At 35.6% G+C, this 15,913-nt stretch carries 15 protein-coding genes, 1 tRNA gene, 1 rRNA gene and 1 pseudogene; all 18 read left to right on the forward strand.

Annotated features, from left to right (window positions below; translation table 11 throughout):
• Positions 1-91, forward strand: a 5S ribosomal RNA gene (gene rrf, locus CI949_RS08685); the annotation flags it as partial.
• 13 nt (positions 92-104) lie between these two features.
• A tRNA-Asn gene (locus CI949_RS08690) sits at positions 105-180 on the forward strand.
• 215 nt (positions 181-395) lie between these two features.
• Positions 396-863, forward strand: coding sequence for a CtsR family transcriptional regulator (locus CI949_RS08695; RefSeq protein WP_108138929.1), 468 nt, complete (start codon positions 396-398; stop codon positions 861-863).
• A 3-nt stretch (positions 864-866) separates the two neighbouring features.
• Positions 867-1,403: a UvrB/UvrC motif-containing protein gene (locus tag CI949_RS08700; protein ID WP_290765299.1), complete on the forward strand. Its 537-nt coding sequence runs from the start codon at positions 867-869 to the stop codon at positions 1,401-1,403.
• Positions 1,393-2,433 carry a protein arginine kinase gene (locus tag CI949_RS08705; RefSeq protein WP_290765302.1) on the forward strand — a complete coding sequence of 347 codons (1,041 nt, stop codon included), beginning with the start codon at positions 1,393-1,395 and terminating at the stop codon, positions 2,431-2,433. The genes CI949_RS08700 and CI949_RS08705 overlap by 11 nt, the downstream gene beginning before the upstream one ends.
• A 5-nt stretch (positions 2,434-2,438) precedes the next feature.
• Positions 2,439-4,859, forward strand: coding sequence for an ATP-dependent Clp protease ATP-binding subunit (locus tag CI949_RS08710; RefSeq protein ID WP_290765305.1), 2,421 nt, complete (start codon positions 2,439-2,441; stop codon positions 4,857-4,859).
• A gap of 97 nt (positions 4,860-4,956) precedes the next feature.
• Positions 4,957-6,327, forward strand: a complete 1,371-nt coding sequence (gene radA, locus CI949_RS08715; protein ID WP_290765308.1) for a DNA repair protein RadA — start codon at positions 4,957-4,959, stop codon at positions 6,325-6,327.
• Between the two features lie 22 nt (positions 6,328-6,349).
• Positions 6,350-7,429 carry a DNA integrity scanning diadenylate cyclase DisA gene (gene disA, locus CI949_RS08720; RefSeq protein WP_108138939.1) on the forward strand — a complete coding sequence of 360 codons (1,080 nt, stop codon included), beginning with the start codon at positions 6,350-6,352 and terminating at the stop codon, positions 7,427-7,429.
• 111 nt (positions 7,430-7,540) lie between these two features.
• On the forward strand, positions 7,541-8,041 hold the full coding sequence (locus CI949_RS08725; protein WP_108138941.1) for a CarD family transcriptional regulator: 501 nt from the start codon (positions 7,541-7,543) through the stop codon (positions 8,039-8,041).
• Between the two features lie 31 nt (positions 8,042-8,072).
• Positions 8,073-9,155: a PIN/TRAM domain-containing protein gene (locus tag CI949_RS08730; protein ID WP_290765315.1), complete on the forward strand. Its 1,083-nt coding sequence runs from the start codon at positions 8,073-8,075 to the stop codon at positions 9,153-9,155.
• Positions 9,156-9,167: 12 nt separating this feature from the next.
• Positions 9,168-9,860: a 2-C-methyl-D-erythritol 4-phosphate cytidylyltransferase gene (gene ispD, locus CI949_RS08735; protein ID WP_290765318.1), complete on the forward strand. Its 693-nt coding sequence runs from the start codon at positions 9,168-9,170 to the stop codon at positions 9,858-9,860.
• A complete protein-coding gene (gene ispF / locus CI949_RS08740; RefSeq protein ID WP_290765319.1) occupies positions 9,853-10,404 on the forward strand; it encodes a 2-C-methyl-D-erythritol 2,4-cyclodiphosphate synthase in 552 nt (183 codons plus the stop codon). The genes ispD and ispF overlap by 8 nt, the downstream gene beginning before the upstream one ends.
• Entirely contained in the window at positions 10,373-11,164 is a 792-nt protein-coding gene (locus CI949_RS08745; protein ID WP_108138949.1) for a HutP family protein, read from the forward strand. The genes ispF and CI949_RS08745 overlap by 32 nt, the downstream gene beginning before the upstream one ends.
• Before the next feature lie 42 nt (positions 11,165-11,206).
• Positions 11,207-12,682, forward strand: a complete 1,476-nt coding sequence (gene gltX / locus CI949_RS08750; RefSeq protein ID WP_290765323.1) for a glutamate--tRNA ligase — start codon at positions 11,207-11,209, stop codon at positions 12,680-12,682.
• Between the two features lie 100 nt (positions 12,683-12,782).
• Positions 12,783-14,231, forward strand: coding sequence for a cysteine--tRNA ligase (gene cysS / locus CI949_RS08755; RefSeq protein ID WP_290765326.1), 1,449 nt, complete (start codon positions 12,783-12,785; stop codon positions 14,229-14,231).
• Between the two features lie 7 nt (positions 14,232-14,238).
• Complete coding sequence (rlmB, locus tag CI949_RS08760) at positions 14,239-14,979, forward strand: 23S rRNA (guanosine(2251)-2'-O)-methyltransferase RlmB (protein ID WP_290765329.1); 741 nt, start codon at positions 14,239-14,241, stop codon at positions 14,977-14,979.
• A 63-nt stretch (positions 14,980-15,042) separates the two neighbouring features.
• A complete protein-coding gene (sigH, locus tag CI949_RS08765; protein ID WP_076546230.1) occupies positions 15,043-15,696 on the forward strand; it encodes an RNA polymerase sporulation sigma factor SigH in 654 nt (217 codons plus the stop codon).
• 30 nt (positions 15,697-15,726) lie between these two features.
• Positions 15,727-15,913 (forward strand): annotated as a pseudogene (locus CI949_RS08770) (hypothetical protein); the annotation flags it as partial.

Below are 15,913 nucleotides of genomic sequence, written 5' to 3' on the forward strand. Positions count from 1 at the left end.
ACTTGTTCCCATCTCGAACACAAAAGTTAAGTCCTCCAGCGCCTATGGTACTGCATTGGTAACGATGTGGGAGAGTAGGTCGCTGCCGGTCCTTTTTTAAATACTCCCCGATAGCTCAGTTGGTAGAGCAGGTGACTGTTAATCATCTTGTCGCAAGTTCGAGTCTTGCTCGGGGAGCCATTTTTTATTTAGAGACCTTTTAAAGGGTCTTTTTTTGATATATAGAGCATTTAATTACTGATAAAGAAAATAAATTATAACATAAGAGAATTTAATTGCGAAACACTCACCTAAAGGTGGGTGTTTTTTTGTGTGATAATTTACTTGCATTTTTTTATAAATATAGTATTATATAATTAAAGGTCAAGATAAGTCAAAGTTAGGAGGGGGAGAATATGTCAAGTTTGTCTGATCAGATTGAAAGATATTTAAGAAGACAAATCTCTAAATATCAGGGCAAGGTAAAGATAAAAAGAAATCAATTAGCTGAAAATTTCGATTGTGCTCCTTCCCAAATTAATTATGTTCTTGATACTCGATTTACAGTAGAAAAAGGCTATATCGTCGAAAGTCAGCGCGGCGGCGGTGGCTTTATTAGAATAATTAGAGTTACTTTAGATTCTGATAAAGAAGTAATTCAGGAAGTTATAAATAAATTAGATAGGGCAATAAGTCAGAAAGAAGCACATGGAATAATTAAAAGATTATATGATAATGATTTGATTTCAGAAAGAGAATCTTATTTAATGGAAAGAGCAGTGCACCGAAATGTTTTAGGGATTTCTCTGCCGGAAAGAGATTATTTGAGAGGGAGAATTTTAAAAAATATGCTTGAGGTCATATTTAAAGTGAAGGAGGATTAGCCAATGCTCTGTGATAGATGTGGTGAAAATGAAGCATCTGTTCATTTAACAAGGATTATTAATGGACAGAAAGAAGAAATCCATCTTTGTGAAGAATGTGCTAGAAGAAGCAGCAAGTTAAATGCAGAGGATAATAATTTAAGTTTTCAGAGCCTGTTGTCAGGAATTTTAAATCATAATTTTTCAAATCAGGAATCTTCTTATTTTACAAATAAGAATTCAAAAGAGCTTAAATGCCCAAACTGCGGCCTAAGTTATCAGAAATTTACACAAGGTGGGCTTTTTGGCTGTCAGAAATGTTTTGAAGTTTTTGAACCCAAACTGGATGAACTTTTTAAAAGGATTCATGGAAACAGCAGGCATAAAGGCAAATATCCACTTTCATTTAAACAGCTAATTGAGGTAGAAAGTGAAATAAATAAATTAAAAAAGGAAATGCAGATTGCTGTTGAAAAAGAAGATTTTGAAAAAGCTGCAGAAATCAGAGATAAAATCCATGCTGTAAAAGATGACATGGAGGAAGATAAGAATGAAAAATAATCTAGTAAGTGACTGGCAGATTGAAGACGGTAATGAAAAAGATGTTATTTTAAGTTCCAGAATACGACTGGCAAGAAATCTAAAAAAGCATAAATTTCCTAATAGGAGCAATTATGAAGAGAAGAAAGAATTAATCGCATCTTTAAAAAGAGAACTTGATTTTCTAATAGATAGTGGATTTGATTTTTATTTAATGAGTGATTTAAGTGAAATTGAAAGAGAAGTTTTACATGAAGAACATTTAATAAGTCAGGGTCATTCGGAAAGTTCAGAAACTAAAGCTTTATTTTTAAATAACAGCAAACACCTCTCAATTATGGTTAACGAAGAGGACCACTTAAGGCTTCAAATCTTAAAAGCAGGTCTTGAGTTTAATGATCTCTGGCAGAAAATCGATCAAATCGACAATCAACTGGATGAAAAATTAGAATATGCTTTTTCGGATAAATGGGGCTATTTAACCAGCTGTCCTACTAATGTAGGGACTGCTTTAAGAGCTTCTGTGATGTGTCATTTGCCTGCTCTTGTTTTAAGTGGACGAATAGATAATATTTTAGGTGCAGTTGGAAAATTTGGCCTAACTGTAAGAGGTGTTGCAGGAGAAGGAAGCAGCAGTGAAGCTGAGCTTTTTCAGATTTCAAATCAGATAACATTAGGTTTTAATGAAAAAGAAATTATAGATAAACTTGATAGTGTTATTCAGCAGATTATTGCGGAAGAGAGAAAAAGCAGGGAGTATTTGCTGAGAAACAATTATCTTAAGTTAAAAGACAATGTTTTAAGGTCATTAGGAATTTTGAAATATGCTTATCAGCTTGAAGAAGCTGAAGCTTTAAAGTATTTATCGAGAATTAAATTTGGGCAGGATGCAAATTTAATTGAAGAAAAACTAGATCAAGATTTATTTTCGAAATTATTATTTAAAATAAAGGATGCGCATTTAAAGCACAGTTTTGGTATGAAGCTTAGACAGGATAAAATTAATATAAAAAGAGCTGAAATAATTAGAAATATATTAAATGAGGAGTGAAAATAATGTTTGCTAAATTTACAGAAAGAGCAAGAAAAGTTTTGAGTATTGCTGAACAGGAAGCTTTAAAACTTAAACACAGTTATGTAGGGACAGAGCATATTTTATATGGCCTAATTGCAGAAGGTCAGGGGATTGCTGCTCGTTCATTAATAGATAATGGAGTAAGCAAAGAAGTTATTGAAAGTAAAATTATAGATATGATCGGTAAGGGACAGAATGAAGTTAAAGGTTCTATTGGTCTGACTCCCAGAAGTAAAAAAGTATTAAATCTGGCAATGGATGAAGCCCGTAAAATGGGTCATAATTACATTGGTACAGAACATCTACTCCTGGGCTTAATTAGAGAAGGAGAAGGTGTAGCAGTTCGAATTCTAATGGACTTAAATAGTGATATCAGCAATATCAAAGAAGAAGTTGTTGATTTACTTGGGGGTAAAAATTCGATGCAGAAAAACAAAAAGTCTTCAGGTAGAAAAACTAAAAATTTAGATGAATACAGTCGTGATCTGACAGAAATGGCAAGAGAAAATAAACTTGATCCGGTTATCGGAAGAGATAAAGAAATTAATAGAGTAATTCAGGTTTTAAGCCGCAGAACTAAAAACAATCCTGTTTTAATTGGTGAGCCTGGTGTTGGTAAGACAGCTATTATTGAAGGCCTGGCACAGATGATAGTAAGTGAAAATGTACCTGAATTACTTTTAAATAAGCGGGTGGTTTCTCTTGATTTAAGTTCTCTGGTTGCTGGATCAAAGTATAGAGGTGAATTTGAGCAGCGCTTAAAAGCTGTAATGACAGAAATAATTGAAAGCGGAGATATTATTCTCTTTATAGATGAGATGCATACTTTAGTAGGTGCTGGAGCAGCTGAAGGTGCAATTGATGCCGCTAATATTTTAAAACCTGCCCTTGCGCGAGGAGAGCTGCAGGCAATTGGAGCCACAACTCTTGATGAATACAGAAAGTATATTGAAAAAGATGCTGCTTTAGAGAGAAGATTTCAGTCTGTGCTGGTTGAAGAAAACTCAACAGAGGAAGCAATAGATATTTTAAAAGGACTGCGTGATCCTTACGAAGCACATCACAAGGTAAAAATTACTGATCAGGCTATAGAAGATGCTGTAGTCCTGTCACACCGCTATATTTCTGACAGATTTTTGCCTGATAAGGCAATTGATTTAATTGATGAAGCAGCTTCTAAAGTGAGATTGAGCAACAGTACCCGGCCACCTGAATTTAAAGAGTTGAGCCAGAAATTAGAAGAAGCAGAAAAGGAAAAAGAAGCGGCAGTTAAAAATCAGGAATTTGAAAAAGCTGCCAGGATGAGAGATAAAGAAAAGTCATTAAAAAAAGAATTAGAAGAATTAAAAAACAACTGGGAAGATGAAAAAGGAAAAGCAGAAGCTGTAGTAACAACTGAAGACATTGCAGAAATTGTTTCCAGCTGGACCGGAATACCGGTTACTAAACTTGAAGAAGCTGAAACTGAAAGATTACTGCGGCTGGAAGAGGAACTTCACAAACGAGTTATTGGTCAGGATGAAGCTATTAAAGCAGTATCAGAAGCTGTGCGCAGAGCTAGAGCTGGCCTTAAAGATCCTAAGCGACCAATCGGTTCTTTTATTTTCTTAGGTCCTACCGGAGTGGGTAAAACAGAGCTTGCAAAAACTCTTGCTGAAACAATGTTTAATGATGAAGACGCAATGATTAGAGTCGATATGTCTGAATATATGGAAAAACATTCAGTTTCCAGACTCGTTGGCTCACCTCCCGGTTATGTCGGCCATGATGAAGGTGGTCAACTAACCGAGCCGGTCCGTAGAAGACCTTATTCTGTAATTCTTTTTGATGAAATTGAAAAAGCACATCCAGATGTTTTTAATGTTTTGCTTCAGATTTTAGAAGATGGTGTTTTAACAGATACTCACGGCCGTAAAGTTGATTTTAAAAATACTATTGTGATTATGACCTCCAATGTTGGGGCTGACTTTATAGAAAAGCAGTCACAACTTGGTTTTAAAACTGAAAATGATGAGTCGGCTAGTTATGAGAGTATGAAAGATAATGTTATGTCTCAGCTTAGAAAAACATTTAGACCCGAGTTTTTGAACAGACTTGATGAAATTATTGTCTTCCATTCTTTAAATAAAGAGCACATTAAGAAGATTGTTGACTTAATGTTAGATGACTTAAGAGAGCGTCTGGAAGAGAAAGAAATTGAGCTTGAAATGACCGAAGCAGCTAAAGCAAAACTTGCAGAAGACGGCTATGATTCTGAATTTGGAGCACGCCCATTAAGAAGGACAATTCAGCGGCAGATTGAAAATCCACTCTCAATAAAAATACTGGATAAAGAGTTTGAAGAAAATAATAAAATCATTGTAGATGTTAAAGATGGTGAGTTTGATTTTAAGGTAAATTAAGCTTCGAACATTAAATTAACCTCTCTTGTAAAATGCTGTAAAAAATGATATAATTAATAATAAATATTAGCAGAATTAAAGCTAGGAGTTATCAATAATGGCAAAAGCAAAAAAGTATTATCTATGTCAGGAATGTGGTTATAAATCCGTTAATTGGATGGGGAAATGTTCTAACTGTGGTTCCTGGGATAGTTTGGAAGAGGTTATTGAAGATAAATCAAAAAATAAAAATAATAAATATGATCTAGAGAGAGAGGAGAAAGAACCTCAGCCAATTACCAAAATTTCATCGGTTAAGAGACAGCGTTATCAAACAAATATAACTGAACTTGATCGGGTACTTGGTGGGGGTATTGTTTCCGGCTCTCTGATCTTACTTGGTGGAGCCCCTGGTATCGGTAAATCAACACTGATACTCCAGGTGGCTTCTCTTTTTAGTCAAAAATATGGCAAAACTCTGTATCTTTCAGGAGAAGAATCTGCTTCCCAGTTAAAAATGAGGGCAGAGCGCCTGAACTGTATGGAAGAAAATTTAAATATTTTGGACGAGAGAGACTATATGGTTCTGGAAAATCATATCTCAAAAAACCAGGAATATTCATTGATTGTCGTAGATTCGATTCAAACTGTACATATTCCAGAATTAGATGCTGCTCCTGGGAATTTAACTCAGATCAAAGAAGTTACAAACCGACTTGTTAAATTAGCTAAAACAACAGGGATTCCAGTTGTTTTAATTGGTCATGTTACCAAAGAAGGAGAATTAGCTGGTCCGAGAGTTTTAGAACATTTGGTTGACACTGTGCTGCAGTTTGAAGGAGATAATTACCACATGTATCGAATGCTGCGGGCCAAAAAAAACCGTTTCGGTTCTACAAACGAAATTGGTGTTTTTGAAATGAAAGAAAATGGGATTAATGAGGTTGCTAATCCATCTAGTTTCTTTATTAACGAGAGATCTGCAGATGTATCTGGTTCAATTATTACTCCGGCACTGGAAGGGAGTAGAGTACTGCTGGTTGAAGTGCAGTCTTTGGTTACTGAGGCTGCTTTTCCTTCGCCGCAGAGGCTGGCAAAGGGTGTTGATTATAAGAGATTGTCTCTGCTTTTAGCTGTGTTAGAAAAGAGGCTGGGAGCTAACTTTAAAGAACATGATGTAAACTTAAATATTACCGGCGGCTTGAATGTGGAAGAACCGGGGCTTGATCTAGCTATAATAGCAGCTGTTGTTTCCAGTTATAAAGATATATCACTTGATAATGATCTGGCCGTGATTGGAGAAGTTGGTCTTGGGGGAGAGGTAAGAGCAGTTGGACAGATTGAAAAAAGAATCAATGAATTAAAAAAACTCTCATTTAAAAAAGTTATTATTCCGGCAGCAAATGCAAAGAAGATTGCTTTTGATCCGGAAATCAAAATAGATGCAGTTAAAGATATAGCTGAATTTGTAAAAATTATTATAAAATAAATTTACGAAATGAGGTGAAGCAGTGGAAGAAATTGACGAAAAACTATTAGATATTCTTAAAGTTTTAGCTCCCGGGACAGTGTTTAGAGATGGGCTAGAAAATATTTTAAGAGCTCAAACTGGTGGTTTGATTGTAGTTAGTGATAAAGAGGAAGTTCTGGAGCTGGTTAATGATGGTTTCCAAATTGAAGCCCCTATCTCACCTGCTCGTTTGTATGAACTTGCGAAAATGGATGGGGCAATAGTTCTGGACCAGGACGCAGAAAACATTCTTTTTGCTAATGCTCAATTGATTCCTGACCCAACAGTTAAATCTTCTGAAACTGGAACCAGGCACAAAACTGCCGAAAGAGTAGCTCGTCAGACAGGAGAGCTGGTTATTGCAATTTCTCAGAGAAGATCAATAATTACAATTTATAAGGGTGATTCGAAACATATTTTAGAAGATATCAGGGTTGTACTTGTTAAGGCCAATCAGGCTATTCAGACTCTGGAAAAATATCGCTCTGTCTTTGACCAGGCTCTGACAAATTTAAGTGCCTTAGAATTTGAAAATCTGGTTACCCTTTCTGATGTTGTAACTGTTATCCAGAGAACAGAAATGGTTTTAAAGATTCAGCGTGAAATAGAAAAATATATTTCTGAGCTTGGTTCAGAGGGCAGATTGATTAAAATGCAGTTAGAAGAACTGGTCAGCAATGTTAGAGAAGAGGGGATTCTGCTGATTGAAGATTATATTTCAGAAGAGCTGGAAGAAGATACTTCTGATCCAGAAAAAGTACTAGAAAATCTAACTGACTGGTCCTCTGATGAAATTCTGACATTAAATACAATCAGCAAAGCGCTTGGATACAGTGGTAGTGTAAATGCACTGGACGAAACAGTTTCACCGAGAGGTTATCGGATTATGCGGAAAATACCGAGGCTGCCAATGCCAGTTATAGAAAATTTAGTGGAACACTTTAAAAATCTGCAGGAAATCATTCGAGCATCAGTTGACGAGCTTGATGATGTAGATGGGATTGGTGAAGTAAGAGCTCAGGCAATTAAAGATGGACTGCGCCGCTTAAGAGATCAGGTTTTACTAGATAGACATATTTAGTACACTTCGTTATAATTTAATGTAAAAAGTTAGCAGATTGACTGCCGCTTTTTAAAATGGTATAATTATAAGGTGGATTTTTATTGCTTTCATAAAAGAGGAGTGGATAAGATGTATAAAATTGGTGATAAAGTCGTTTATCCAAATCATGGTGCAGGGACCATTGTTGGTATTGAGACTAAGACTATTTTAGATGAGAAAAAAGAGTACTATATTATGAAACTTCCGATTGGAGAAATGAAAGTTATGATTCCAGTTGATAAAATTGATAAAATTGGTATTCGAGATGTTATTTCTGAAGCAAAAGCAGATGAAGTATTTGAACTATTAAATGGTGAAAAAAGCAAAATGTCTCAGAATTGGAATCGTCGGTTTCGTGCTAATCAGGAAAAATTGAAGACCGGAGACATATTTGAAGTAGCTGAGGTTGTTCGAAATTTAAGTATTAGAGATAGAGAAAAAGGTCTTTCTACAGGTGAGAAAAAAATGCTGAGTAATGCCCGCCAGATTTTAATTAGTGAACTTGTTCTGGCAAAAGATATGGATGAAGAAAGCATTTCAGAAAAGATGGATGATTTATTTACACTTGACGAAGATGATCTTGATTCTTAACTAAAGATTATCTGGGGGAGGGGGTGAGATAATGCTAAAAAAGATAATGCGCTTGATTTTTGGGGTTTTTGGTGGTGTTATCGCTTACCATATAATTGATATCTTTGGTTTAGCAACTGAATATTCTTTTAGCTGGCAAAATATCGGGGAATTCTTTTTAACAAAACAATTTTATGCTGTTCTTTTTGGTGCAGTTCTGGGTTATTTTTTATTATTTTATTTATTAGATAAATTACTTAATTTTATAATGGAGTTGGAGTTAAGATTTAAAGATTTAACCTGGAAGAAAATTGTGATAGCAGTTATTGGTTTAATAATTGGTCTTATAACTGGTGCTATTATTAATTTTATATTTCCTATTCCTCAAATACCTCGTATTGGTATGCCTCTACAAGTTTTTATTAATATTACTTTTACCTATATGGGATTTGCCCTTGCTATTCACAAAGAGAAAGATATAGCATCTTTTTTGTTTTCAGAAAAAAAAGAAGAAATTGACTGTCCACAGCTAAAAACTGGGAGTGATAAGATTTTAGATACCAGTGTCATAATTGATGGTCGAATTTATGATATCTGTAAAACTGGTTTTATCGAGGGGAATTTTATTATTCCCGAATTTGTGTTAGAAGAATTACAACATATAGCTGATTCAGCAGATGACTTGAAGCGGAATCGGGGGCGTCGAGGCCTTGATATTTTAAGACAGATGCAGAATGATGATCAAATTATGGTGGAAATAATTGACTATGATTTTGAAGAAATATCTGAGGTGGACAGCAAATTGGTTAAATTAGCCCAGGTGATTGAGGCTAAGGTTTTAACAAATGATTATAATCTTAATAAAGTTGCTGAACTCCAGGGGGTAAATGTTTTAAATATCAATGAGCTGGCCAATGCCGTTAAACCGGTTGTTTTACCCGGGGAAGAGATGGATGTTAAGGTCATTAAAGAAGGTAAGGAAAATGGACAGGGTGTTGCCTATCTTGACGATGGGACAATGATTGTTATCGAAGAAGGCATTAAATATATGGGAGATGATATCTCGGTGCTTGTTACCAGCATTTTACAGACAGCCGCTGGCAGAATGATCTTTGCTCGCCCCAAAACAAATTAAAGGATGGTTTTGATGTCAGAGATTGGAGTTTTAATCCCTGCTGCTGGAAAAGGTAGTAGAATGGGAAAGAAGATAAACAAACAGTTTTTAGATCTGCTTGGGAAACCGGTAATCTATCATACAATTAAATCATTTTTAGACTGGCAGCGTGATTTTGAGCTGAATATAGTCCTGGCTGCTGCCGAAATAGATTATTTTAAGCAAAAAATATTGCCCCTGTTTTCAGATTATCACCAGCAGTTTAATGTAGTTGCTGGTGGAAAGAGTAGAAAAGAATCGGTTAATAATGGCCTGCAGAACTTTAGTGATAAAGTTAAGTATGTTATAATACATGATGGTGCTCGTCCTATGATAAAAAGAGAGTTAATCGAAAAGAGTTTTCAGGCAGTAAAAAAGTACGGTGCAGTCAGCTGTGGTGTTAAAGTTAAAGATACAATTAAGGTAGTAGAAAATTCTTTTTCTAAAAAAACACTTGCCCGTGATTCATTAAGAGCGATTCAAACCCCACAGGCTTTTAAATTAGATTTAATTAAAAAAGCACATCATAATTATAGAAAAGATAAAGCGCTGGATGACGCTACTCTGGTTGAAGAATTAGGAGAAAAGGTATATATAGTCGAAGGAGATTATAATAATTTTAAAATTACTACTCCAGAAGATTTAAAACCGGCAGAAATAATTTTAAAGGAGCGGTTTAATGTTTAAAGTTGGTTTTGGTTATGACAGCCATCGCTTTGATAAAGACAGAAAACTTTTTTTGGGTGGAGTTGAAATAGAATCAGAATACGGTCTTCAGGGCCATTCTGATGCAGATGTTCTGCTGCATGCTTTAATGGATGCTCTGCTGGGTTCAGTTGGAAGTGGCGATATTGGCAGTCATTTTCCAGATGATGATCCTGAGTATAAAAATATAAACAGTTTGAAGTTACTTGCTGAGGTAAAAAAAGAGCTTGAGAATGAAAAATTTGTGATAAATAATTGTGATTTAGTAGTTGTAGCAGAGAAGCCAAAATTAAAACTCTATCGAGATAAGATAGTTAATTCAATTGCTAAAAATTTGGAATTAGAAGCAGAAAATATTAATTTTAAGGCAACAACAAATGAGAAAATGGGCTTTATTGGCCGAAGAGAAGGTATGGCAGCATATGCTGTTGTAAGTGTAGTGGAGAAGTCATTGTGGCAGTTTTTAAAGAAGCTGAACAGGAAGGGAGTATTAGATGATGTTAGTAAAAAATATAATGACAAATGATCCAATAACAATTACTCCAGAGGCAACAATTATGGAGGCAGAAAAAATGCTTTCTATTAATAAAATAGGGAGATTGTTAGTAGAAAAGAATGGTAAAATAATTGGCATGCTTACAGATGGTGATATAATTTCAGAGAAGAATTTGGACGCACCAGTGAGTGAGTTTATGTCTGATGATTTAATTATAATTAATGAAAATAGTACTGTCCAGCAGGCAGCAAAGAAACTATCAGATAACCATATCGGAGGACTGCCTGTTTTTAATGATAAAGATCAGTTAGTCGGAATAGTTACTTCTGAAGATATTGTTTATGGATATTTAAAAGATGAAGAAGAAGAAATGGAAATGGAAAAGAAAACTATAACCCCAGAAAGTTCTGCTATTTATCTTTCGATGACCAGAAGTCGGGATTACGAAGAATACTGGCTGAAAAAGATCGAAGGTTATGGTTACCGCGGAGCTATAACTCAGACTGGTGCCAGCGCAGAAAAGCTACCCATAAAACTGCGCGAGAGTACAACTGTAGCTGCAATTGCTAGGGGTGTAATTAGTGAAAACTCACGCGAAAAAATGGCTGTTTCCAATGCTGTTAAAGATGCCTACAGTCAGCTGGATCTTGTAAACCCTGGTCTTGGTGGAGGATTTAAAATAGCTGTTGTTCGTGGTGATGGTCATGTTTCTGTAGCTATTTTTGGTAAGTTCGGGCATGCATTAGTTGATGGTCCAGAACAGTTAACTGTAGGTACAAGTGTAATATAATATTAAACAATTTTAAATTAATTTAGGAGGAATTATAAGGTTATGAGTAATAACATAAGATTGCGTTTCCCCCCGAGTCCTACCGGGAAGATCCATATTGGTAACATGCGTACCGCTCTTTTTAACTGGCTGGTTGCCAAGCAAAAAGGTGGCGAGTTGGTATTAAGAATTGAAGATACAGATCAGGCAAGATCAACCAAAGAATTTGAAGATATCATCATTCAAGAAATGGAATGGCTGGGTCTTGATGCAGACGAAGGTGTTGGGATTGGTGGGGATTATGGTCCTTACCGTCAGACCGAAAGAATTGACCTTTATCAGGAATATGCTGATAAACTTTTAGAATCAGGTCATGCCTATAAATGTTACTGTACTAAAGAAGAGCTTGATCAAATGAGGCAGAAAGCTATTGATAATGATGAGATGCCTCGTTATGATGGCTCCTGCCGTAATTTAACTGAAGAAGAACGAAAGGCTTATGAAGCTGAGGGTAGAGAACCGGTACTGCGTTTTAAGCTACCTGCAGAAGAAAGAGAAATAATTGTAGAAGATTTAATCCGGGGAGATGTTAGTTTTAATTCCTCTGTTTTAGATGATTTTATTATCTTTAAATCAGATGGAATGCCCACCTATAATTTTGCAGTTGTAATTGACGATGCATTAATGAAAATTTCACATGTGATTAGAGGGGAAGATCACCTTTCTAATACGCCAAAGCAAATTTTAATCTATGAAGCTTTAGGATTTGATTTACCTAAATTTGCTCATCTGCCTTTAATTTTAGATGAAAACAAGGCTAAACTTAAAAAGCGGGGTAAGGACTCTGTATATATTGGCGAATTTAGAGAGCAGGGATATTTACCAGAAGCTCTATTTAATTTCATGGCTCTTTTAGGCTGGTCGACTGGAGATGAAGAAGAAATTCTTTCTCAGGCTGAAATCATCGATCGTTTTGCTATTGAAGATGTCAATAAAAGTGGTGCTGTTTTTGACAGAGAAAAATTAAACTGGATGAATGGTAAATATATTAGAGCAGCAGAACTTGAGCGGATTTTTGAGCTGTCTTTACCATTTTTACTTGATTCAGGTCTTGTAGAACAGGAATATATTCAAAATAATAGAGATTGGCTTCTTAAAGTTATTGATGAGAGCAGAACTGGAGTTGATTATTTGTCTCAAATTCCAGCAGAAGCTGAATTATTCCTGACAGAAATTGAATTTGAAGACCCTGCAGCAGCAGCTGAAGAATTTAAAGGTGAAGATGTAAAATTAGTATTTGAAACTTTAAAAGAAAAGGCTTTTGCCAGGAAAGAATTAACAGCAGAGGCTGTTGGCGAGATTTTTAAGGAGCTGAAAAATGAGCTTGATGTTGGGGGCAGAACAATTTATCATCCAACCAGACTTGCAATCACAGGTAAAGGCTCAGGTCCTGAAATGACCAGTGTAATATCTATTTTTGGAGCTGAAGAAATTGCCCGCAGACTTGATGCTGCCTTAGAACTTGCTGAAAACAATTAATAAGAGATAATTAAAGGGTCTTCTCTGAGGGAGAAGGCTCTTTTTAAAAATGGATTTGTTTTTAGTTATTAAATATTTCAAGTCAGAAAGGAGTGAGTAAATGCTTAAAGTTTATAATACTTTAACAGGTCAAAAAGAAAAGTTTGAGACAGTAGAAGCGGGTAAGGTGAAGATGTATGTCTGTGGTCTTACTGTTCAAAATTATTCTCATATCGGACATATCAGGAGTGCAATAAATTATGATGTAATCAGAAGATTTCTCGAATATTTAGGTTATGAAGTTGATTATATTTCTAATTTTACTGATATTAATGAGAAGATTGTCAAAAGAGCAGAAGAGGAAGGGATTACTCCCTCCGAACTGGCTGATAAATATGCCAATGCATTTTTAGAAGATATAAGAGAATTTAATATTAAGCCTGCTGATAAATATTTACGGGTCAGTGAAAATATCGATCAAATTATTGAGATGGTAAAAACTCTGATTGAAAAAGGTTATGCTTATGAGGTAAATGGTAATGTTTATTTTAGGGTGGAAAGTTTTGAAGATTATGGAAAGCTGTCTGGTAGAAGTCTTGATGAAATGCAGGCTGGTGTCAGAATTGCAGTTAATGAAGAAAAAGAAAACCCTCTTGACTTTGGACTCTGGAAAAAAGTTGAAGCTGAAGAAGGCTGGGACAGCCCCTGGGGTGAAGGATGGCCGGGGTGGCATATTGAATGTTCTGCAATGTCAATGAAACGCCTGGGGGCCACTTTTGACATTCATGGTGGTGGAGTTGATCTGATCTTCCCACATCATGAAAATGAGATTGCCCAGTCAGAAGCATACAGCGGCAAGAAATTTGTTAATTACTGGCTGCATAATGGTACAGTTAATTTAAGTGGGGAAAAAATGTCTAAATCTCAGGGGAATTTCTTTACCAGCAGAGAGGTATTAAAAGAATTTCCAGCTCAGACTGTCAGATATTTTCTTATGAGCAGACATTATAGAAGCCCAATCGACTTTTCTTACGAAAAATTAGAAGAAGCTGAGATTTCACTGCAGAGAATTGAAAATGCAAGACGTCAGCTGGCAAAGGTGTTAAGTCTGGATATAGAATCTGCTGAGGATAACGAGGAAAATGAAAACTTTTTTACCAAAGTAGTAGAACTAAAGGACAGTTTTGCGGCTGCCTTAAATGATGATTTTAATACTGCTGAAGCGATAGGAGTTTTACATGATCTTGTTGGAGAAATAAATATCTACTTAAATCAGAAAGATTTTACTTTAAATGAGAAAAATTTTGCTGTTCTCGAAGAAACAGAAGAAGTATTTTTAGAACTGGCAGAAATTCTTGGTTTGAAATTTGAATTAAATAAGGCTCCTGGCGCAGATGATAAACTGGTTGATCCACTTATTAGCCTTTTACTTGAATTAAGAGACCGAGCAAGAGATAATAAAAACTGGGAAGAAGCTGATCTGATTAGAGATCGACTCCAGGAAATAGGGGTTGAAGTGACAGATACACCCAGAGGAACAGAATGGGAAATCAAGGGAAAAGAGGAATGATAAATAAATGCCAAAGATTGAAGGAAGAAATCCGGTTTATGAAGCATTAAGAGGAAACAGAAAAATTCATCGTATTTTCATCCAGGAAAAAATTAGTGCTGAAGTGATAGATGATATTTTAGAACTCGCTGCTGAAAAGAAGATTCCAGTTAGCAGAATTTCATCGCAAAAATTAGATGAAAGTGCCAGGTCTCATGCTCATCAGGGAGTTATTGCAGAAGCTGACCCACTAAAAGAATATGGACTGGCAGATATTATTAAAATTAAAGAAAATAAAGATGGGGATGCACTTGTTGTAATTTTAGATGAAATCAAAGATCCCCATAATTTTGGAGCAATAATCAGAACTGCTTATGCAGCTGGCGCAGATGCAGTTGTATATCAGGACCGAAGAGCTGTAGGGATTACTCCTGTAGTTCTTAAAGCAGCTGCCGGGGCAGCTGAACACATTCCCTTAGTTAAGGTTTCTAATATTAATTATGCTATTCGTGATTTAAAAGAAGCTCATTTCTGGATTGCTGGTGCAGATGCAGCAGCAGAACAGACACATTTTGAGGCTGATTTGAGCGGTTCGATTGGACTTGTGATTGGAAGTGAAGGCAGTGGTCTGAGAAGACTGGTTAGAGAAAACTGTGACTTCCTGGTTAAAATCCCAATGAGCGGAGAACTGGGATCCCTAAACGCCTCTGTAGCAGCGGCTATTATAATCTACGAAATTTTCCGTCAGCGCGGAAAAGATATTTCTTGACGAAAGTTTTTTTAGCAAGTATAATAGTAATGTAATGGATAAGGGAGGGGATTCTGGTTGAAGATGAATGCTCATGAACTCGATTTTGATGATATCAGTTTTGAGGAGTATAAGCAGATGTCCGATGATGAACTGGTTGAACTGGTACATCAGGGGGATATGGAAGCTCAGGAAACTCTAATCAAGCGTTATAAAAATTTTGTACTTGCTAAATCACGCTCTTATTTTTTAGTCGGAGCTGACAGGGAAGATATTGTCCAGGAAGGTATGATTGGTCTTTATAAAGCTGTGCGTGATTATAAGATTGAGAGATTGGCTTCTTTTAGGGCTTTTGCAGAATTATGCATTACCCGTCAGATTATAACTGCAATCAAAGCTGCTACTCGCCAGAAACACCAGCCTTTAAACACTTATATTTCTTTAAATAAGCCGATCTATGATGAGGAATCTGATAGAACCCTTTTGGATATCTTAAAAGGTGGAAAATTATCCAATCCAGAAGCTTTATTTATCAGTAATGAAACTTATGATTTGATTGAGTCTGAAATTTCATCAATGCTGAGTGATCTAGAATTTGATGTACTACAGGAATATTTAGATGGAAAATCATATCAAAAAATTGCTGAAAGTTTGGATAAACATGTTAAATCTGTAGATAATGCTCTCCAGAGAGTCAAAAGAAAATTAGAAGTATTTTTAGAAAAGCATAATATTTAATTTTCTATCTTACTTCTAATTCAAATAAATATGGCTGTCATTAATGACAGCATTCGGCCTGCAGCCGCCAGGCCTTTTTTGTGGATATTTTATCCTGATGGCTACATAAAAATAAGTAAAATTTTTAAGGGGGAAGAAAAGAAAATGGCAAAAGCAAAATTTGAAAGAACAAAACCACATGTTAACATAGGAACAATAGGACATGTTGACCATGGAA

The organism is Halanaerobium sp. (assembly GCF_003070835.1).

Coding starts and splice junctions, on each gene's coding strand:
- CI949_RS08695 (WP_108138929.1), top strand. CDS start 396: ATGTCAAGTTTGTCTGATCAGATTGAAAGATATTTAAGAAGACAAATC.
- CI949_RS08700 (WP_290765299.1), top strand. CDS start 867: ATGCTCTGTGATAGATGTGGTGAAAATGAAGCATCTGTTCATTTAACA.
- CI949_RS08705 (WP_290765302.1), top strand. CDS start 1,393: ATGAAAAATAATCTAGTAAGTGACTGGCAGATTGAAGACGGTAATGAA.
- CI949_RS08710 (WP_290765305.1), top strand. CDS start 2,439: ATGTTTGCTAAATTTACAGAAAGAGCAAGAAAAGTTTTGAGTATTGCT.
- radA (WP_290765308.1), top strand. CDS start 4,957: ATGGCAAAAGCAAAAAAGTATTATCTATGTCAGGAATGTGGTTATAAA.
- CI949_RS08725 (WP_108138941.1), top strand. CDS start 7,541: ATGTATAAAATTGGTGATAAAGTCGTTTATCCAAATCATGGTGCAGGG.
- CI949_RS08730 (WP_290765315.1), top strand. CDS start 8,073: ATGCTAAAAAAGATAATGCGCTTGATTTTTGGGGTTTTTGGTGGTGTT.
- ispD (WP_290765318.1), top strand. CDS start 9,168: ATGTCAGAGATTGGAGTTTTAATCCCTGCTGCTGGAAAAGGTAGTAGA.
- ispF (WP_290765319.1), top strand. CDS start 9,853: ATGTTTAAAGTTGGTTTTGGTTATGACAGCCATCGCTTTGATAAAGAC.
- CI949_RS08745 (WP_108138949.1), top strand. CDS start 10,373: ATGATGTTAGTAAAAAATATAATGACAAATGATCCAATAACAATTACT.
- gltX (WP_290765323.1), top strand. CDS start 11,207: ATGAGTAATAACATAAGATTGCGTTTCCCCCCGAGTCCTACCGGGAAG.
- cysS (WP_290765326.1), top strand. CDS start 12,783: ATGCTTAAAGTTTATAATACTTTAACAGGTCAAAAAGAAAAGTTTGAG.
- rlmB (WP_290765329.1), top strand. CDS start 14,239: ATGCCAAAGATTGAAGGAAGAAATCCGGTTTATGAAGCATTAAGAGGA.
- sigH (WP_076546230.1), top strand. CDS start 15,043: ATGAATGCTCATGAACTCGATTTTGATGATATCAGTTTTGAGGAGTAT.